14 protein-coding genes are annotated in these 20,477 nt (G+C 44.1%); 12 read left to right on the top strand and 2 right to left on the bottom strand.

Annotation, left to right across the window (positions count from 1 at the left end):
• Positions 1-10 precede the first annotated feature (10 nt).
• From pyrH to rsgA, 8 genes are all read left to right on the top strand, one after another.
• Positions 11-721: a UMP kinase gene (gene pyrH, locus JZY04_RS07605; protein WP_005775381.1), complete on the top strand. Its 711-nt coding sequence runs from the start codon at positions 11-13 to the stop codon at positions 719-721.
• A 786-nt stretch (positions 722-1,507) separates the two neighbouring features.
• The gene (grpE, locus tag JZY04_RS07610) at positions 1,508-2,326 is read left to right on the top strand and encodes a nucleotide exchange factor GrpE (protein ID WP_250706858.1); all 819 of its coding nucleotides are present in this window, start codon (positions 1,508-1,510) and stop codon (positions 2,324-2,326) included.
• 38 nt (positions 2,327-2,364) lie between these two features.
• Complete coding sequence (locus JZY04_RS07615) at positions 2,365-3,954, top strand: Hsp70 family protein (protein ID WP_005775379.1); 1,590 nt, start codon at positions 2,365-2,367, stop codon at positions 3,952-3,954.
• Between the two features lie 27 nt (positions 3,955-3,981).
• Positions 3,982-6,777, top strand: coding sequence for an SH3 domain-containing protein (locus tag JZY04_RS07620; protein WP_122141552.1), 2,796 nt, complete (start codon positions 3,982-3,984; stop codon positions 6,775-6,777).
• A 10-nt stretch (positions 6,778-6,787) separates the two neighbouring features.
• Complete coding sequence (locus JZY04_RS07625; protein WP_005810551.1) at positions 6,788-7,342, top strand: L,D-transpeptidase; 555 nt, start codon at positions 6,788-6,790, stop codon at positions 7,340-7,342.
• Between the two features lie 7 nt (positions 7,343-7,349).
• Positions 7,350-8,408, top strand: coding sequence for an SH3 domain-containing protein (locus JZY04_RS07630; protein ID WP_122141551.1), 1,059 nt, complete (start codon positions 7,350-7,352; stop codon positions 8,406-8,408).
• A 126-nt stretch (positions 8,409-8,534) separates the two neighbouring features.
• Positions 8,535-9,095 (top strand): ribosome recycling factor, encoded by a 561-nt coding sequence (gene frr / locus JZY04_RS07635; protein WP_005775374.1) that lies wholly within the window; start codon positions 8,535-8,537, stop codon positions 9,093-9,095.
• A gap of 99 nt (positions 9,096-9,194) precedes the next feature.
• Positions 9,195-10,127: a ribosome small subunit-dependent GTPase A gene (rsgA, locus tag JZY04_RS07640; RefSeq protein ID WP_122141550.1), complete on the top strand. Its 933-nt coding sequence runs from the start codon at positions 9,195-9,197 to the stop codon at positions 10,125-10,127.
• Positions 10,128-10,160: 33 nt separating this feature from the next.
• On the opposite strand, the gene JZY04_RS07645 is transcribed toward rsgA, so the two are convergent.
• Positions 10,161-10,349: a hypothetical protein gene (locus tag JZY04_RS07645; RefSeq protein ID WP_032530235.1), complete on the bottom strand. Its 189-nt coding sequence runs from the start codon at positions 10,347-10,349 to the stop codon at positions 10,161-10,163.
• A gap of 513 nt (positions 10,350-10,862) precedes the next feature.
• On the opposite strand from JZY04_RS07645, the gene JZY04_RS07650 reads away from it, so the two are divergent.
• The 4 genes from JZY04_RS07650 to JZY04_RS07665 all read left to right on the top strand — a co-directional run bounded on the left by JZY04_RS07650 (position 10,863) and on the right by JZY04_RS07665 (position 18,230).
• Positions 10,863-11,945 (top strand): efflux RND transporter periplasmic adaptor subunit, encoded by a 1,083-nt coding sequence (locus JZY04_RS07650; RefSeq protein ID WP_005775369.1) that lies wholly within the window; start codon positions 10,863-10,865, stop codon positions 11,943-11,945.
• Positions 11,946-11,959: 14 nt separating this feature from the next.
• Positions 11,960-14,995 (top strand): efflux RND transporter permease subunit, encoded by a 3,036-nt coding sequence (locus tag JZY04_RS07655; RefSeq protein WP_005775368.1) that lies wholly within the window; start codon positions 11,960-11,962, stop codon positions 14,993-14,995.
• The gene (locus tag JZY04_RS07660; RefSeq protein WP_022011044.1) at positions 14,992-16,317 is read left to right on the top strand and encodes a TolC family protein; all 1,326 of its coding nucleotides are present in this window, start codon (positions 14,992-14,994) and stop codon (positions 16,315-16,317) included. Before JZY04_RS07655 ends, JZY04_RS07660 begins: the two co-directional genes overlap by 4 nt.
• 257 nt (positions 16,318-16,574) lie before the next feature.
• The gene (locus tag JZY04_RS07665) at positions 16,575-18,230 is read left to right on the top strand and encodes an amino acid permease (RefSeq protein ID WP_122141549.1); all 1,656 of its coding nucleotides are present in this window, start codon (positions 16,575-16,577) and stop codon (positions 18,228-18,230) included.
• An 83-nt stretch (positions 18,231-18,313) separates the two neighbouring features.
• On the opposite strand, the gene JZY04_RS07670 is transcribed toward JZY04_RS07665, so the two are convergent.
• A complete protein-coding gene (locus JZY04_RS07670; RefSeq protein WP_122141548.1) occupies positions 18,314-20,470 on the bottom strand; it encodes an alpha-N-acetylglucosaminidase in 2,157 nt (718 codons plus the stop codon).
• Positions 20,471-20,477 lie beyond the last annotated feature (7 nt).

Below are 20,477 nucleotides of genomic sequence, written 5' to 3' on the forward strand. Positions count from 1 at the left end.
ACCAACTCGTATGGCAAAATACAAAAGAATCCTGTTGAAGCTCAGCGGTGAGAGCCTGATGGGAGAAAAGCAATATGGCATCGATGAAAAACGATTGGCCGAATATGCCGCACAAATCAAAGAGATTCACGAACAAGGCGTACAAATAGGTATCGTCATCGGTGGTGGCAACATCTTCCGCGGACTGAGCGGAGCCAATAAAGGTTTCGATCGGGTAAAAGGCGACCAAATGGGAATGCTGGCCACTGTTATCAACAGCCTTGCACTCAGCTCGGCATTGGTTGCTGCCGGGGTGAAAGCACGCGTACTGACCGCAGTACGTATGGAACCCATCGGTGAGTTTTACAGCAAATGGAAAGCCATCGAATGTATGGAAAACGGCGAAATCGTGATCATGTCAGCAGGAACAGGAAATCCATTCTTCACTACCGATACCGGTTCTTCCCTCCGCGGCATCGAGATAGAAGCAGACGTAATGCTGAAAGGCACCCGTGTAGACGGTATCTACACTGCTGACCCGGAAAAAGACCCGACTGCTACAAAATTCGACACCATCACTTACGACGAAGTGTTGAAACGCGGATTGAAAGTGATGGATCTCACAGCTACATGTATGTGCAAGGAAAACAATCTGCCCATCGTGGTATTCGATATGGATACGGTAGGTAACCTGAAAAAAGTAATCACAGGAGAAGAGATTGGCACATTGGTACACAATTAGTCAATTCTCTAATCTGAAGAAATACGAATGGGTTAATAAGTGGACAGGATACGTTCACTTATTAACCCATTCTTCATTTATTCTCCAGTTTCCATTTCATCAGATAATTTCCCATCCTTCTCCAACAGTTCACGAGTCAGCAACTCTTCCGGGAAATAATAATGAAAAGGTATCCTATGACAGTGTTCTTCTTTTAGCCTCTTATTCAGCCTCCTTTCAGGAAGTGTATTTTCTTTTACCTTAAAACAGAAGCATATGATTCTTAAAATTTCATGTCTTCAACCCGTTTCTTTCATTAAAAGAGGCAGATCTCCGGACATGCATCCGGATATATTCCGCGCATACATACAGGATATACTCGGATATACGTCCGGAAAGACACTTGAATAAATCAAAGAGAACCTATTGTTTTATGAATACCAAGTGAAACATACTTTCCATTATTTTGCCTTAATAGCATATTAATGATATTCAATATAGAATATTAAATTAATGTGCTAAAAACATGACCGATCATCAATATAAATCAAAGAGGTTCTTTACTAATTCCAATTTTGTACCGGATATCCGGTACAAAATCATTTTACAACAATTTTATAAAGCAATATGTTTGATTTTCACAACTACAAACTATATATTTGCGAAACAAGATTGAAAAAGACAGAGTTATTCGTTATCTGATCTAATAAAAAGTATTCATACTTTATGTAAAACCAGAAATAAAAATCTATATATTAATCTATAAATACACACAACATGGAATGGCCCAAAAGTAAAAATAACAAAATGGAAGAGCTATTGGAAAGAATGAGCCAATTTGAAGCTAATCTTGCTCAATTAATCTCAACCGGAATGCCCAATCACACTCCCTCTCCAGCTACCGATGAGGCGACATCCTCCCCCAATGAACAGGAACAACTTTCTCCCGAACAAGAAGAAGAAATGAAATTAAAAATCCAGGAGCTTCAACAAAAAGAAAAAGAGTTGAATCTACGTGCTGAAAAGTTGGATAAATTAGCAAAAGAACTTGAAGAACGGCAGCAGAACCTGGAGAATAGGAATCCAAACGATGAACGCTCCATAGAGCCTGCGACGCATCCCGATCACTCGTTCCCTTCTCAAATCGGAGATCAAATAAATGCATTAAAAAAACTATTGGAAGATTCTTCTTACAAAGATAAAATCATTAAGGATCTTCATGAAGAACTGCAAAGTCATAACCGGGATCTTCATGCGGAAATCGTAAAACCTCTTCTGAAAAACATGATAAAAATGCATGAACGACTCACGAAAACTTATAAGTTTTATGAAAATACGGAAGCTAAGAGTTCCCCTGAAACTTATACGAGATTATTGAGAGAAGTGGAAAATTGTAAACTGCATATTCAAGATATTCTGGAAGACGAATACGACTTAGAGTATTTTGAACCAACAATAGGCAGCGCATATTCACCTAAAGAGCAAACAGCCATCCGGACAGTGATCACTGATACTCCTGAACAGGCCGGCACTATTAAAGAATTTCATTACGGAGGCTTCCGAAATACTACCACAAACAAAATATTTCAACCCTCAACAGTCACTGTATATAAAAAATCAGAATAATCAACTCATCTAAAAAAACTCTAAAAAGATAAATAACTATGGACAATACCAGAAGTGTATATGGTATCGATTTAGGTACCACCTACAGTTGCATTGCACAAGTAGATAAATTCGACCAAGCCATTGTTCTCCGCAATTTCGAAGGAGATGCCACTACTCCATCCGCTGTATATTTTGAGGATATGGACCATGTTGTCGTGGGAAAAGAAGCCAAAGGTATGTTGGCCACTGAACCTACCAAAACGGCAGTATTCATAAAACGCCATATAGGTGTAGATGACAGTTTCGATAAAAACACAAACGAATTTCCCTATCATTACGACCCAACAGAAATCTCGGCTTTCATCTTAAAAAAGCTGGTTAAAGATGCCAACGATTTGGGAGACAATCCGGAACCGATCAAAGATGTCGTTATCACTTGTCCGGCCTATTTTGGAACCAAAGAGCGTATGCAAACCAAGCAGGCCGGAGAAATAGCCGGCTTAAATGTACTTTCTATCATCAATGAGCCTACGGCTGCCGCGATCTCTTACGGTGTAAAGACAGATCAGAAAAAAACGGTTTTAGTATACGACCTCGGAGGCGGAACATTTGACGTTACCCTGATTAATGTGAACGGTGGTGCCATTAAAGTAATAGCCACAGGTGGAGACCATCATTTAGGAGGAGTAGACTGGGATACCGCATTAGCTGAATATATGCTGGCAGCTTTTAACGAACAAAATAACACTTCTTATTCGTTCGAAGACCGATTAGACCTAAAATATGAGTTGTTATTACTTGCAGAAGACAAGAAAAAAGTATTGACAGCCAAGCAGACAGCGAAAGCAACTTACCAATATGAAGGCAATTCCGCACGTATAGAAATTAGCCGTGAGTTATTCAATTCGCTGACAGAAAGGAAACTGGACGAAACGATTGATGCCACCAAGAAGGTCATTGCTATTGCCAAAGAAAAAGGTTACAATAATATTGATGAAATACTGTTGGTGGGAGGTAGCAGCCGCATGCCACAAATAAAGGAACGGGTAGATAAAGAATTCAATTGTGATGCCAAACTAACCGACCCGGATGAATGTGTAGCCAAAGGAGCGGCAATTTATGCTATGAATGCCGCCTATTCACAAGCAGTTCGCGACTATGAAGAAGGAGAAAGTGATGATAAACCGGCTCCTCTCCGTGGAGATCGTACCACAGTGGTCAATGTCACCAGTAAAACATATGGTACCGACGTAATCATTGAAGGACAAAGCATGGTGCAAAACCTCATTTTTGCAAATAGTTCGTTACCCACAAAACGAATTGAAACCTTTACTACTTCTATTCCTAACCAACGAGGTGTATCTGTGAAAGTATTTGAAAGTGATTTCACAAATATGGAAACAGAAAGTATCGTGGAAGAAAGATTCTGCACACTAATTGACGACCATACGCTTAAACTGAGCAAAGACTGGCCTCAAGGTACCCAGATTTCAGTTACATATCAGATTGACCAGGAAGGTATCTTGCACGGATTAGCTTATGTAGAAAATGATAAACTTGAATTCGATCTCAAAATCACCGGTGTAAAATGTGAAGAAGAACTCAGAAAATCAAAAGCAATCATCGACAAAGCATCAGTAGAGTAAAAAACAGAACAAAGCAGAACCCTATAAATGGATAAGACTTTATTAAAACTGGAAATCGGCAAGTGGAACGAAGCTTGTCGATTTCTTAAAAGCAAACAAACAGAACTCTCTACAGCAGAATGGACTGCTATAGAGACACTTGCCGACTATTGGCGAAAAAAATTTGATCCGGATGCTACCAGCGAATGCATAGACCTGATAAGCACTCTTGAACAATCGGATAAATTACACAGCAATAATAAAGAAATTATTGTATGGAGTAAAGAGTTTCGTACCATCGCCAGGAAATATTACACTAAAGACGAAACTACATTTTTAGTATTCCAAAATGCGTTAAAGGAATTATATCAGAGTTCTGCACCCCGCTCTTCGGCTCCTCTTCAGACACCTGTCAACAGTGAATCTCAAAATATCATATTAAAACAAAATGCCAAAAAATGGGCAAGCACTTATTCGCAATTATACGAGAATCAGAATGAACTGGACCGAGATGAATGGAATGCTGTCCGTTTCTTAGCCAATTTCTGGAAAAACGGTACATTTAACGAAACGTCCCGAAAAGAATGTGAGCAGTATATCTCCATTCTAATCGCATCAGACAAATTGCATAGCAATAACAAAAACATCATTACCTGGAGCAAAGATTTTCGTGGAATAGCCAAAACATATTATACAAAAGATTCTAAAACTTTTGAGGACTTCAAAAAGTTCATGACGAAATATACCCGCGAAAACCCGATACAAGAAAGAGCCCCTCAGGAAAGAATACCACAAACTCCTCCCCGGCAAACATCCCCTTCCATTGAAATAACCAGATTGGTAATTGCCAATACTGACGAAAAAGGTGATCCCATTCCTTCGAATCAGGCCGAGCTCGATACTCGTAGCTGCTATTTACAGCCTCGAATTGATTATCGAGTATTAAGAGGAGGGAGCAGTGTAGATATATGGTACAAATTATACGCTCCCGACAGGACACTCATGACAGCCAGCAACAGCAAGTCCGGTTATACGTGGTATGGCAATGTCCCTCTCACAGGTTCCCGATCCGCATATCCCTTGAATGGCTTCGGAAGTATGTCTGGAAATGTATTCTCCGCCGGTCAATGGAGTATTGAGTTCTTTGAAAATGATCTGCAAATTGCAACATACACATTCACAATCAAACAATACCGGGCCTCTACCCCGCCCCCGCAGTCACGGGTAACACCGCCACCTCCTCCAAGAACCCCATCTAACCGACGAACATCTACAGTTCCGCCTAAAAAGGGGCACGGAGGTTTGTGGTCGTTCCTGATTATCACCGCTATCATAGGCTTTTGCGGCTATCAATATTGGTATAAACCTATGGCCATTGATCGGGACGCAGAGCGTACCTATGTATACGTATCCAGCTTGCTGCAACGTTCCGATAAAAATGCAAATGTAGAATATAATCGTATCCAATCTCTGCCCTATGGTTCGGAGCTCATCACTTACCAAAAAGAAGGAGATGGATGGTCATACATTAAAGCCAATGAGAAAAAAGGATATGTATCTACCAATTACACCCTAAGTAAGGCTGATTTTGAATTGTTGAATAACTTATGGGGAAGCAAAGAAGCTATGGAAGGAGCACCGACAGCAAAATGTCGGCTGGCACTCGTAGACTTTATAAAGAAAAACAACTATAAAACAGGGACGGGACAATGGCAGTTGTTTGCACAGCCCATAGAAGTCAAACCTAACGCAGTACTTTACCCCCGCCTGGCTAACGGATATACGAAGTTTACAGAATTTGCGTTCATCTTATCCAACACCTCCACACACGAAGGCGTACTGGCTATTTATTCGTTTGCAGATGACGAAACTCCCGTTTTTATATATCAAGAGCAAACAACAGAAAATGCCCAAATAAAAGATATTAAATATTATCCATGGAAAACAGATAAATATAAAGTTATCTATGCTACCCCAAATGCTACGGTTAGTCGCTCGCCTCAACTCCCAACCAACCAGCAGCCGTCAAAAACAAAGAGCGAGAACGGACTAAAAATAACAAAGGCACTTTTTGGAAACACTGATAAAAGTTACAATGTTCTTACTCAATTTGGGACACAGCTCCCCACCACCACTCAGTACTTGTCTCCACGTATTTTCTATGAAAATCCTGCAGGGAAGAGTTCAGTGGTTATCAAATATAAAATTATCACTCCACAGGGGAACTTAATGACTGGAACAGGATCACCCTCCGGATATACTAATGAACAAAAAGTAACTCTAAACAGATCCGGATATATTAATTTAGCCGGTTGGGGAAATACGACCGGAGATGCGTACACTTCTGGAACTTACCGGATAGAATTCTGGTCCGAAGGACAATTATTGTATTCAACCGGAGTGCAAATTCAGGGCAATTCAGAAAAGGCTGTAACCGTTTCTTCAAAACCAGTTGAGTGTCCCATCAAGATCCGAACAATGTTATTTGCCAACTCAAACGATAAAGGGACCATTTTAGAAGATTATGGGAAGCCGCTTTACGGAAATAAATTACAATACCTGAAACCAAAGATTATTTATTCAAGTCTAAACGGGGCCAGAAACATTACATTGTATGCCAAAATCTATCGGCCCAATGGTGTACTCATTGCCAACAAGAACTCGCCGAACGGATACACTTACAAGCATGGTATATATACACCTGCTGTCGGAGCTGATAACAATGTTTCTTATTTAACAAGCTGGGGAAGTCCAGAGTGTGACGTGTATTCTCCAGGTACTTATCAGTACGAGATATGGTACGAGGGAAGTAAAATCTTCTCCTGCCAAGTAATCGTACACTAAGCATAATACAATGAAAAAGAAAATTATACGGTATCTAATTATATCGCATCTAACATTTATCCTTTCTATAGGCGGTATGGCAGTAGCTTTCTACTACTACCATACTGCCCAAATGGCACAAATTAAGAATGCGAACATTCTTCTCATCTCAAAAGATGAAATGAAATTACGCTTAATAGACTATAAGGGCCAAGAATTATTCACTGCCGACATAGCTTGTGGGAAGAATTATGGCAATAAGGAAAAACAAGGAGATTTAAAAACTCCTGAAGGAACTTTTAAAATAATCGATATCCAAGATGCTTCTAAATGGAAACACGATTTTGGAGATGGGAAAGGTGAAATAGAGGGTGCATACGGTAATCATTTCATCCGGTTAGAAACACCCGGACATAAAGGAATTGGGATTCATGGCACCCACGACCCATTATCTATTGGGACCCGAGCGACCGAAGGATGCATTCGAATCAAAAATTCAGAATTAGAGCAATTAGTATCTTTAATCCGAGTGCCGACAACTGTTATCATCACGCCTGCTGTAAAAGACATAAAACCCAGTAAATAACAAACTGATGAAAACATTCAAACGATTCCTGTTCATTTGTATCGGACTATTCATTATAGTCCTCTCTACCCAAGCTTTGGAAAAGTATGAAGTGACCGCCAATACTTTTCTAAACATACGTAGTCATGGAAGCACAAATGCTCCTGTCATCGGAACAATAAATCATGGGGGAATCGTAAATGTAGAATCAATAGATGGCGAATGGGCAAAGATATCCTTCAATGGCGGATATGGATACGTAAGTACGGCCTACATACGACCTGTTACTCCAACACCTCCCGCAAAAGCTCCAACAAATACATTCAGCGACTGGTTTCGACAAACAAATTATGATTGCCGCCCTTTAGTTTATATCATATTAGGACTTTCTATTGTGCTATTCATCCTTAGAATGCGTCGTGGAGAAAGTACTCCGCTGGAAGACACCGAACATACGATAAACCTCAGTTTATTCATTACCGTCTGTTTGTTAGAACTATTTTATGTGTTTTCAATGGGGGCAAATAGTATTTGGTTTTGCACTCCCGATAAAATAGGATGGCTATGGACCATCATTAATTTCTTTATATTCGGTGCAGTTGTATTTAATCAATGGATGTGTTTTTTCAATACCTTGAATGATGTGCAATACAATTCCTACGCAACTTTCAATTGGACATGGGGAATATATACTTGGGGCATCTGTATCATAGGCGCTATCATTTGTGGCTTTTTCTTTGCAGGCTTTTTGCCTGTGATAGGAATTGGATTTCTTGTCGGACAATCTGTGCAAACAGGTATTATTTTCAATAAAGTACTTCCCAAAGGTGGATGGAAACATGCATGTATCTGTACATTAACTTATTTAATTGGTTCAACAGCCACTGTCTTAATTGTAGCTCATTTCCTCATCCTTTTACTAATTGTACTAATTGCTCTCTTTTTGCTTTCACTTTTAGGAAAATCATCTTCTTCATCCGGCGGTAAAAGATGCTCCAATTGTAGTCACCTCAGTGGTTCCAGTTGTAACTTAAGCGGACGTTATATCAGCAGCCCGTCTACCACCTATTGCGATAATTACCAATAATACTATTTAGAAAGAGAAACGTCAGGCAATGCATTTCTCTCTATAGATAGTTGCAGATAACCAAAAAATAATCTACTTTTGTTTTCAAAATTAATCAAAGTGCCAATTTTATAAAGACTTAATAAGATGGTAGACGTAAAAACGATTATCGAAGAATCACAAGAGAAGATGGATATGGCAGTGATGTATCTGGAAGAAGCACTGGCACACATCCGCGCCGGAAAAGCAAGCACACGCTTGCTGGATGGTATCCGTGTAGACTCTTACGGAAGCATGGTGCCCATCAGCAACGTAGCTGCCGTAACCACTCCCGATGCACGCAGCATCACAATTAAACCTTGGGATAAAAGCATGTTCCGGGTTATTGAAAAAGCCATTATCGACTCCGATCTCGGTATCATGCCGGAGAATAACGGTGAAATTATCCGCATCGGCATCCCCCCTCTTACCGAGGAACGCCGTAAACAACTTGCCAAACAGTGTAAAGCTGAAGGCGAGACAGCTAAAGTAAGTATCCGCAACGCGCGCCGCGACGGTATAGATGCACTGAAAAAAGCTGTAAAAGACGGTTTGGCTGAAGATGAACAAAAGAATGCAGAAGCTAAACTGCAGAAGGTTCATGATAAGTACATCGCCAAGATTGAAGAAATGCTGGCTGAAAAGGACAAAGAAATTATGACCGTATAATTCTAAATTACAAGTTACGAGCTACGAGTGCAGTGCACAAGCACAGCCTCTCCAATCATTTCTTATAGCTCGTAACTTGTAATTTGCAGTTTATAAAACATGAAGGGATTAGTAATAAAGAATACAGGTAGCTGGTATCAGGTGAAAACCGATGACGGGCAGTTGGTTGAATGCAAGATCAAAGGTAATTTTCGGCTGAAAGGCATACGGAGTACAAATCCCGTTGCCGTAGGTGACCGTGTACAAATCATACTCAACCAGGAAGGAACGGCCTTTATCAATGAGATAGAAGACCGGAAAAATTACATCATCCGCCGTTCATCGAACCTCTCCAAACAATCGCATATTCTTGCAGCCAACCTCGACCAATGTATGCTGGTGGTGACTATTAACTATCCCGAAACTTCAACCACCTTCATCGACCGTTTTTTGGCGTCGGCAGAGGCCTACCGTGTACCGGTGAAGATTCTTTTCAACAAAGTGGATGCTTATGATGAAGACGAACTGCATTATCTGGACAGCCTCATCACCCTCTATACCCAAATAGGTTACCCTTGTTTTAAAATATCCGCACTGACCGGTGAAGGAGTCGATGCCATACGCGAGGAACTGAAAGGTCGGGTAACTCTCTTTTCCGGACATTCGGGAGTGGGCAAGTCAACCCTCATCAATGCCCTTGTCCCGGGACTGGAAGTCAAGACCGCAGAGATATCAGCTTATCACAACAAAGGAATGCACACCACCACTTTCTCCGAAATGTTCCCCATCCCCGGCAACGGATATATCATCGATACACCCGGTATCAAAGGTTTCGGCACTTTCGATATGGAAGAGGAAGAGATAGGGCATTACTTCCCCGAAATATTCAAGACTTCGGCAGACTGCAAATATGGAAACTGCACACACCGTCAAGAACCCGGTTGTGCTGTTCGGAAAGCGGTAGAAGAGCACTACATCAGCGAATCACGCTACACTTCCTATCTGAGTATGCTTGAGGATAAGGAGGAAGGAAAATACCGTGCGGCATACTGAATCTCTGCTATTTTTCAGAGAATATTCTTTATTCTATTTTAATGCTTCACTTGGCAAAGCAACTGCTTCTCCTACAAAAAATACGTTTCGATCTTCCATCTTCCACCTTTTTCCACTTACTCCATTAATAATCAATGCAATGACATGGTGGAAGATCGCATTTTCAGCCTGTTTATCTTCCACCCGCATCTTCCATCTTCCACCCGTTAACTTGAGCGCCATCCAATCGTTAAGACACTGATAAACAACACCAAGAAACGTATTTATTAACTGAATACATTGTTTAAAGCATTGTGCTTTCCTTTACTGTTTAGTCGAAAATGATCCGCTCTTCATCCCATCCCCGCTACCCGGGCTCATGAGTCCGTATACTCGGGCTTATAAGCCCGCATACCAAGGCCCATGAGCCCGCATACCAGGGCCGGAATAAACAAACGGAGATTCATCATAATAATTTTGGATACAAGCCTTTAAGACCAAAAACAAATACCGTTGGTTAGTTCGTAATCCGCGAAGAAGAAAAGAACCGTCGCACTTTATCAGGAGGATGATTCGATGACTGTTACAATAAGTCCTCACCCTTTTACTGAAAGGATATTGGGGCTTTCATATACTGAAAACATAATCAATAAGACACCTTAACACAAAAAATAAATCTATATTTTAATTTCCCGATTAAACCTTTTCCCACCCTCTTAGTCTAACCTTAGAACGGACATATACTAATACTAAGACATGGATAAAAAGGTTAAATGGGGCATCATCACATTGATTGGTGCCGGACTGATAGGCTGGGGTATCTACTCTCAGCTTCCTAAAGCAAATGAAGAGTTGGCAGCAGCCGACAAAGTGATGGCTGGCAAGCAGATCAACAAAAGAGTTCTGAATGTAAATGCCAAGATCATAAAGCCACAATTGCTGACAGATCAGATTCAAATTAGCGGCAGCTTGATGCCTGATGAAGAAGTGGATCTTTCTTTCGAGACTTCAGGAAAGATCGTTGAAATCAACTTTGACGAAGGCAGTGCCGTAAAAAAAGGACAGCTATTAGCGAAAGTAAACGACCGTCAGTTGCAGGCTCAGTTGCAACGCCTCGTAGCTCAGTTAAAACTTGCCGAAGATCGTGTATTCCGTCAGAACGCTCTGCTTGAACGGGACGCTGTCAGTAAAGAAGCCTACGAACAAGTAAAAACGGAACTGGCTACCCTCAATGCGGACATCGACCTGGTGAAAGCTAACATTGCCATGACCGAACTTCGCGCTCCTTTTGACGGAGTAATCGGGCTCCGGCAAGTAAGTGTCGGTTCATATGCCTCACCAACCACTATCGTAGCCAAACTGACGAAAATTATTCCTTTGAAAATAGAATTTTCCGTACCAGAACGTTATGCAAGCCAGGTAAAGAAGGGCACCAACCTCAACTTCGAACTGGAAGGTAAATTAAGTTCTTTCCCGGCAAAAGTGTACGCAACCGAGTCAAGAATCGACCAGTCTACCCGTACGCTGACCGTTCGTGCCCTATATGCCAACAGTAACGGCGCACTACTCCCGGGACGCTACGCCAGCATTCAGCTGAAAAAAGAAGAAATCCCGAATGCCATTGCCATCCCATCCGAAGCGATTGTACCGGAAATGGGTAAGGATAAAGTATTCCTCTATAAATCGGGCAAGGCTGAACCGGTAGAAATAACCGCAGGCATTCGTACCGAAGCCGAAGTGCAGGTAATAAAAGGTCTGCAGATGGGTGATACCATCATCACTTCGGGAACCCTTCAACTCCGTACAGGATTACCTGTCACACTGGATAATATCAATTAACTCCCGACCGCCTTATGAATATATCCGAATTAAGCATACGACGGCCGGTACTCTCAACGGTATTGACCATCATCATTTTACTCTTTGGACTGATCGGGTACAACTACCTGGGTGTCCGGGAGTATCCGTCTGTAGATAATCCTATAATCTCAGTATCCTGCTCCTATCCGGGTGCTAATGCCGATGTAATCGAGAATCAGATTACCGAACCCCTGGAACAGAACATCAATGGTATTCCGGGTATCCGTTCGTTGTCCAGCGTCAGCCAGCAGGGACAAAGCCGTATCACGGTAGAGTTCGAGCTGTCCGTCGATCTGGAAACAGCAGCCAATGACGTACGCGACAAAGTATCCCGTGCCCAGCGCTACCTGCCGCGCGACTGTGACCCTCCTACTGTTTCGAAAGCGGATGCCGATGCTACTCCTATCCTGATGGTAGCTCTGCAAAGTGACAAACGCTCCTTGCTGGAACTCAGTGAAATTGCCGACCTGACCGTAAAAGAGCAATTACAAACCATCTCCGACGTAAGTAGCGTTTCCATCTGGGGAGAAAAGCGCTACTCCATGCGCTTATGGCTCGATCCTATCAAGATGTCGGGTTATGGGATCACCCCTATCGACGTAAAGAATGCAGTAGACAAAGAAAATGTCGAACTTCCTTCGGGCAGTATCGAAGGAAATACGACAGAGCTCACCATCCGTACCTTGGGATTGATGCACACCGCAGAAGAATTCAATAACCTGATCATCAAAGAAGAGAACGACCGTATTATCCGTTTCAGTGACATAGGCCGCGCCGAACTGGGGCCGGCCGATATCAAAAGCTATATGAAGATGAACGGAGTACCGATGGTAGGTATCGTCGTAATCCCACAACCCGGTGCCAATCATATCAAGATAGCCGACGCAGTGTACGAACGCATGGAGAAGATGCAGAAAGACCTTCCCGAAGACGTGAAGTATTCTTACGGATTCGATAACACTAAGTTTATCCGTGCATCCATCTATGAGGTAAAAGAGACGGTTTATGTAGCCTTCATCCTGGTTATCATCATTATTTTCCTTTTCCTGCGCGACTGGCGGGTGACGCTGGTTCCCTGTATCGTAATCCCGGTATCACTGATCGGTGCCTTCTTCGTCATGTATCTGGCGGACTTCTCCATCAATGTACTCTCCATGCTGGCGGTCGTGTTGGCGGTAGGTCTGGTGGTAGACGACGCTATTGTGATGACCGAAAACATCTATGTACGCATAGAGAAAGGTATGCCTCCGAAAGAAGCCGGCATCGAAGGAGCAAAAGAGATTTTCTTTGCCGTCATCTCCACCACCATTACGCTGGTGGCCGTGTTCTTCCCCATCGTCTTTATGGAGGGTATGACAGGACGTCTGTTCCGTGAATTCAGTATTGTAGTTTCCGGATCGGTGATTATCTCTTCATTCGCAGCCCTGACCTTTACTCCGATGCTTGCCACCAAACTGTTGGTAAAACGGGAAAAACAAAACTGGTTCTATATGAAAACAGAACCCTTCTTCGAAGGAATGAACCGTCTGTACAGTCGTTCACTGGCTGCTTTCCTCAACAAGCGCTGGATTTCCTTACCTTTTGTAGCCATCACAATCGGTATCATCGCTTTCTTATGGAACCACATTCCTGCAGAAATGGCTCCGCTGGAAGACCGCTCACAAATAAGTATCAACACCCGTGGTGCTGAAGGTGTGACATACGAGTACATTCGTGACTATACGGAAGACATAAACGATCTGGTAGACTCGATCGTACCGGATGCAGAGTCGGTAACAGCACGTGTATCGAGTGGTAGCGGTAATGTACGCATCACGCTGAAAGATATGAAGGATCGTGACTATACACAGATGGACATTGCCGAAAAGCTATCGGCGGCAGTACAGAAAAAGACGATGGCGCGCTCGTTCGTCCAGCAATCGTCTTCTTTTGGCGGACGGCGTGGCGGCATGCCCGTACAATATGTGTTGCAGGCTACCAATATCGAGAAACTACAGGAAGTACTGCCTAAGTTCATGGCCAAGGTATACGAAAATCCGGTATTCCAGATGGCGGACGTAGACCTGAAATTCAGCAAACCGGAGGCACGTATCAATATCAACCGCGATAAAGCCAGTATAATGGGGGTAAGTACCCGCAACATTGCCCAAACCCTGCAATACGGATTGAGCGGACAGCGTATGGGATACTTCTATATGAACGGTAAGCAATATGAAATCTTAGGAGAAATCAACCGTCAACAACGCAATACGCCTGCCAACCTGAAAGCAATCTACATCCGCAGTGACAAAGGAGACATGGTACAGCTTGACAATCTGATCGAGTTGACCGACGGCATCGCACCTCCCAAGCTGTATCGTTACAACCGTTTCGTGTCGGCTACTGTTTCCGCCGGACTGGCGGAGGGCAAGACCATCGGACAGGGACTGGACGAGATGGACAAGATAGCCAAAGAGACTTTGGACGACACGTTCCGTACGGCACTGACCGGTGATTCGAAGGAGTACCGTGAAAGTTCTTCAAGCCTGATGTTTGCCTTTATCCTGGCCATTGTGCTGATTTACCTGATCCTGGCGGCACAGTTCGAAAGTTTCAAGGATCCGCTGATCATCATGTTGACTGTACCTCTGGCCATCGCCGGTGCACTGGTATTCATGTACTTCGGCGGTATCACGATGAACATCTTCAGTCAGATCGGTATTATTATGCTGATCGGTCTGGTAGCCAAGAACGGTATCCTGATCGTGGAGTTTGCCAATCAGAAACAGGAAACAGGTGAAGACAAACTGACAGCTATCAAGGATGCGGCATTGCAGCGTCTGCGTCCCATCCTAATGACAAGTGCTTCTACCATCTTAGGATTGATCCCGCTGGCGTTCGCCTCAGGTGAAGGTTGTAACCAGCGCATTGCAATGGGTACGGCTGTTGTGGGAGGTATGTTGGTATCTACCTTGCTGACTATGTACATCGTACCCGCTATTTACAGTTATATTTCGACGAACCGAAGTAATAAATTAAAGAGAGAATGAAACAGATTGCCCTATTTATCATAGCATTGTGCTGCACCCCTTTGGGTCTGCAAGCACAACAGCCACAAATTTATACTCTAAAATCCTGTCTGGAGTACGGCCTCCAGAATAATTATTCCCTGCAAATAGTCCGTAACGAAGAGCAAGTAAGCAAAAATAACGCTACGCCGGGTAATGCCGGCTACCTGCCTACCCTCGACCTAACGGCCGGTTATACAGGAACTGTGGACAATACCAACACCAAGGTCCGGGCTACCGGGGAGTCGGTAAAAGAAAACGGTGTCTTCGACCAGACCGTTAACGTGGGGCTGAACCTGAACTGGACTATCTTCGACGGCTTCAACATCACTGCCAATTATCAAAAGCTGAAAGAGTTGGAACGACAGGGAGAAACCAATACCCGTATTGCCATCGAAGACCTGATAGCTAACCTTGCAGCCGAATACTACAATTATGTTCAACAGAAAATCCGCCTTCAGAACTTCCGCTACGCCGTATCCTTGTCAAAAGAACGCCTGCGAATCGTGGAAGAACGTTATCACATCGGTAACTTCTCCCGCCTGGACTATCAACAGGCCAAAGTAGACTTCAATGCTGACAGTGCCAAATATATGAAGCAACAGGAATTACTGCATACGTCGCGCATCCAGCTGAACGAACTGATGGCCAATGAAGATGTGGACCAGCCGATTGTGATAGAAGACAGTATCATTAAAGTTAACGCAGGACTCCGGTTCGAAGAATTATGGAACGCCACTCTACTGACCAACGCTTCATTGCTGAAAGCCGAACAGAACAATACACTCGCCATGCTGGACTATAAAAAGGTAAACTCTCGTAACTACCCATACCTCAAAATGAATACCGGATATGGCTATACTTTTAATAAATACGACATTGCCTCCAATAGCCAAAGAGGCAATCTGGGTGCCAACTTCGGGGTAACAATCGGATTCAATATCTTCGACGGAAACCGCCGTCGCGAAAAGAACAACGCACGTATCGCCATCAAAAACGCCCGTCTGCAACGGGAGCAGCTGGAACAAGGACTGAAAGCAGACCTTAGCAATCTGTGGCAAGCCTACCAGAATAATCTGCAAATGCTGAAACTGGAACGGCAAAACCTGGTGGCTGCCAAAGAGAATCACGAGATAGCCATGGAACGATATATGTTAGGAAACCTTTCGGGTATCGAAATGCGGGAAGCACAGAAGAGTCTGCTGGATGCGGAAGAGCGAATTCTGTCTGCCGAATATGACACTAAGTTATGCGAAATCTCCCTGCTACAGATCAGTGGGAAAATAACAAAATATCTGGACTAAACGTACACTTAGCCCTTCTCCTTATAACATTCGGGGGTGTGTCAAAACTTACCACAGAGGGAAAGACTTTTGACACGCCCCCACCTTTTAAACCGACGGAACTGTTTGTTTTAATACAAAAGAAGCCTTGTATCGCCCGTTCAGATTGCTTATCTTTGCAGCCAATCCAATCACAAGAGTACGGCGGGCAAACCAAGCGATATTTCCCACGACTCTTTGTGTACCACGTACAACTAAGTAAAAAAAGAAACAGAAAGATGGGATTATTCATAAAGAAACCCTTTGAAGCCCTGTTGGCAGAGGCCAATGCGTCAGGAAGTAAATCATTGAAACGAGTATTAGGTCCCTGGAGTCTGGTAGCACTGGGTGTCGGTGTCATTATCGGAGCAGGACTCTTCTCAATCACCGGAACCGTAGCAGCAGGCTATACAGGACCGGCCATTACACTTTCATTTGCCATTGCCGCACTGGGATGCTGTTTTGCAGGACTCTGCTATGCGGAATTTGCTTCCATGATTCCGGTTGCCGGAAGTGCCTATACCTACTCATATGCCACCATGGGCGAACTGATTGCCTGGATCATCGGTTGGGATCTTGTCCTTGAATATACAGTAGCGGCTACCACTGTCAGTATCAGTTGGAGCAGATACCTCGTGGTCTTCCTTGAAGGACTCAACATACATCTTCCGCAAGCACTAACCGCCTGCCCGTGGGATGGAGGAATCGTCAATATCCCTGCATTCCTGATTGTGGTACTGATGAGTATCTTCCTGATTCGCGGTACGGAAGGCAGCTCCATCTTTAACGGTATCGTAGTATTCCTCAAAGTATCGGTGATCGCTATTTTTGTCGTATTGGGCTGGAAATATATCAATGCGGATAACTATACTCCATACATTCCCGCCAATACAGGCACACTTGGAGAGTATGGGATTTCGGGTGTCTTACGCGGGGCAGCTATTGTCTTTTTTGCTTTTTTAGGATTCGATGCCGTCAGTACAGCCGCCCAGGAAACAAAGAACCCGAAACGAAATATGCCGATCGGTATCCTGGTATCACTCCTTGTTTGTACTGTGCTCTATATGTTGTTTGCCCACGTAATGACGGGAGTTGCCCACTACACCGAGTTTAGCGGACAGCAGGGCATTGCACCGGTAGCTATTGCCATCGAACACATGGGGCATACCGATGCGGCAGGCATCATCCATCCGGACTATCCCTGGTTGAACCGTGCTATCGTTCTTGCCATCCTGTTCGGTTACTGTTCTGTAATTATGGTCACTTTACTGGGACAAAGCCGCGTCTTCCTGAGTATGAGCCATGACGGACTGCTCCCTCCATTCTTCTCGCACATCAATGAAAAGTTTCGCACACCGGCACGCAGCAATCTCCTGTTTATGCTGATAGTAGGTTTATTGGCTGCATTCGTCCCGGCACGCCTTGCAGGAGAGATGACCAGCATCGGCACACTGATGGCTTTCACACTGGTATGTGCCGCCGTATTGGTAGTACGAAAGACCATGCCGGATATCCCCCGTTCTTTTAAAACTCCGTTTGTGCCACTCGTCCCGATTTTAGGAATACTCACCTGCCTGTGCATGATGCTTTTCCTTCCCGCCGATACTTGGATACGTCTGGTATTGTGGATGCTCATCGGGTTGGATATTTACGTTGGCTATGGTATGAAGCACAGCAAACTGGAACAAGGCGTGAAAAACCGCCGGGGCCAATCGGCACTGAACATGATCGGTATCACACTGTCCGTGCTTTGTGTCATCACCGGGCTATGGCACCAGCAGACGGTGGGTTGGGACGAAAGTAAAGTATTGCTGATAATCTCGTTTGTTTTCGCATTTACGCATTGTGCATATTATATGATGCGTATCTGGAAAGGGACAGCGAAGCAAAAATAGTCTAAAAACGAGTTCACCACAGATTACACAGATTATTTATTACGTAGATAATCTGTGTAATCTGTGGTGAACTTTGCGATATACTATTCCACCGCTTGCATCACCCGCTTCGCTGTTTCAATGCAATCTCCTTCAGCCTCCGCCGAATAGGGATTAGTGGCTTTGGCCCAAGGTTCTTCCACTGCATAGAAATCAATTTTCTCCGGGGTTTTACCTTCCAGTTTCTGAGAGAGAGAATCGAAATAAAGCTTCCAACGCATATAATAGAAATCCTTCAGTAATCCGTTCCACTCTTTATGGGCATAATCACGAAGTCCGCCATAATCGGCTGCATTCCGGTTGCCCCAAGTCGTAATCTGCACACGGGCATTCCACTCATACAAAGCCTTTTCTTCGGATGTACCACCCAACGCCCGCGCCTCTTCAATCCACTTTCCTACGCGAAACTCCGGGCGGGTACCCAACAACTGATCCTGCAACAGAATCAGGTTCAGGAACTTCTGAGAAGCCATTCCGAAGAGTTCTTTATCACCACTCCGGTAAGCAGCGGTAACCGCCTTCTGCATCAGCCTGCCCTTCTCTGCGAGTGCCTGCCGAACGATATCCACCAGATCGTACTCAAAATTATTGTTTCCTTTATAACGATCGGCCACAGATACCATCAGGCGTGCAGCCTCAATCACATCTTGCGGACGGTAGTAATCTTTCATTTCCGACCAGCTGGACACCTGGTACACATCTTCCGCCGGACGTGCACAGAATACGGATTCGTGTGTACCTTGCTGCGTCAGGTTCTTCGGTGAGTTATAAATGGAGTTCGCCAGTTTGGTCCAGGCAGCCTGTACCACTGGATCATCTGCACCGTAACGTGCTTTCACATACTCCTTCAACCATTCCTCTTTCGTAAACCGCTCTGCACGCCAAGGCAGTTCCATCACCAGTTCGTACATCACAGGATTATTCTCTATCCCCTCAGGGGTCATCCCCACACCTTTAAGTGTAGAACCTGCGTGCGGATCGGCTTTAGCGAGATAAAAATTATCGATCACATTATCCATCTTTCCGTGCAGTCCGACATTACCACCGTAGTTCAGCAACATACAGTATACCCAGTCGTGCTGTCCATATCCGTTTTTGCGATACCATTCGGAAGTGGAATCTCCCCACTGCGGACGGCATTCACTGGTCAGGTCGAGTATCAGCAAGTCACCGGCCCCCAGATTCTCAATCATCTTCGGACGTGGATTTGCCTGCCATGCCTGCGCCACCCAAACCGCTTTCGGATTGGCCTTCTTCATAGCTTTCATCACAGCCTTACCTGCCGCATCGAGATCCACGCCTGCCGTATTGCCTCCTTCATGGAAGGGGTCCATGGAGTAAAAGTCAGCTTTCCCGTATAGTTTCTCAAGCTCTTTATAGTAGAGAGAAGAGATTTCCTCAAAACGCGGGTCGCTTGGTTGCAGGAATGCCGGACGGCGATAGCCACACCATGTTCCCGGATCGGATACGTTCAATCCGAGTTTCTCTTTCGCATTATGGGGCACCATGCCGCAATAACCCGGAAGGACCGGTTCGATGCCGTATTCACGCATACGCTTCAGGATTTTCTTCTGTAAAGCAATCTGCTGTGTATACCAGCTATCCGGATTAGGTCCGCCCCAGCCTTCAAGGTTATTCATCAGCCACCAGGCAAAAAAGCCCGGACCGGATATGAACTCATTTATTTCGGTTTTGGTATATCCCAACTTATCAAGCACGTTATACCACACAGCCTCTGCCCCGGTCACAGCCAAAGGGATATTGATGCCGTGCAAAGCCATCCAGTCTATTTCTTTCTCCCATCGGTCCCAATCCCAGAAAGCCATGGAATAAGAAAAAGTACAATAGTTCAAATCATAACGGTAAGGCAGGGTCGTTTCTCTCCGTTCTTTTTTTGTCACCGGAGGAAGCACAGCCGGCAGTTTTGCCTGCATTCCGTTCCAGGAAAGGTGGATACCGGCATAATACTTCAGATACCAATTCAACCCGGTAGCGATGCTCACGTAATTGTTTCCACGGATAACGACTTTATCACCCTTCTGATCGAGTTCAAAAAAGTCGGTACCGGACTTCACTTGCTCGATAATAAACTTCTTCGAAGCTCCTTTGTCTATGCGCTCCAACAAGCCGGTCACCGGAGAAGCCATTGTCAAAGAAGTAACACAAAGTAAGATTGTTAATAGTATTGATTTACGATTCATAAATAAT

Source organism: Bacteroides sp. 11BF (genome assembly GCF_019633765.1).
Taxonomy (GTDB): domain Bacteria; phylum Bacteroidota; class Bacteroidia; order Bacteroidales; family Bacteroidaceae; genus Bacteroides; species Bacteroides hominis.

What these genes read in the sequence shown, in the direction of transcription:
- pyrH (WP_005775381.1), top strand. Translation starts at nt 11, where the DNA reads ATGGCAAAATACAAAAGAATCCTGTTGAAGCTCAGCGGTGAGAGCCTG.
- grpE (WP_250706858.1), top strand. Translation starts at nt 1,508, where the DNA reads ATGGAAGAGCTATTGGAAAGAATGAGCCAATTTGAAGCTAATCTTGCT.
- JZY04_RS07615 (WP_005775379.1), top strand. Translation starts at nt 2,365, where the DNA reads ATGGACAATACCAGAAGTGTATATGGTATCGATTTAGGTACCACCTAC.
- JZY04_RS07620 (WP_122141552.1), top strand. Translation starts at nt 3,982, where the DNA reads ATGGATAAGACTTTATTAAAACTGGAAATCGGCAAGTGGAACGAAGCT.
- JZY04_RS07625 (WP_005810551.1), top strand. Translation starts at nt 6,788, where the DNA reads ATGAAAAAGAAAATTATACGGTATCTAATTATATCGCATCTAACATTT.
- JZY04_RS07630 (WP_122141551.1), top strand. Translation starts at nt 7,350, where the DNA reads ATGAAAACATTCAAACGATTCCTGTTCATTTGTATCGGACTATTCATT.
- frr (WP_005775374.1), top strand. Translation starts at nt 8,535, where the DNA reads ATGGTAGACGTAAAAACGATTATCGAAGAATCACAAGAGAAGATGGAT.
- rsgA (WP_122141550.1), top strand. Translation starts at nt 9,195, where the DNA reads ATGAAGGGATTAGTAATAAAGAATACAGGTAGCTGGTATCAGGTGAAA.
- JZY04_RS07645 (WP_032530235.1), bottom strand. Translation starts at nt 10,349, where the DNA reads ATGGCGCTCAAGTTAACGGGTGGAAGATGGAAGATGCGGGTGGAAGAT.
- JZY04_RS07650 (WP_005775369.1), top strand. Translation starts at nt 10,863, where the DNA reads ATGGATAAAAAGGTTAAATGGGGCATCATCACATTGATTGGTGCCGGA.
- JZY04_RS07655 (WP_005775368.1), top strand. Translation starts at nt 11,960, where the DNA reads ATGAATATATCCGAATTAAGCATACGACGGCCGGTACTCTCAACGGTA.
- JZY04_RS07660 (WP_022011044.1), top strand. Translation starts at nt 14,992, where the DNA reads ATGAAACAGATTGCCCTATTTATCATAGCATTGTGCTGCACCCCTTTG.
- JZY04_RS07665 (WP_122141549.1), top strand. Translation starts at nt 16,575, where the DNA reads ATGGGATTATTCATAAAGAAACCCTTTGAAGCCCTGTTGGCAGAGGCC.
- JZY04_RS07670 (WP_122141548.1), bottom strand. Translation starts at nt 20,470, where the DNA reads ATGAATCGTAAATCAATACTATTAACAATCTTACTTTGTGTTACTTCT.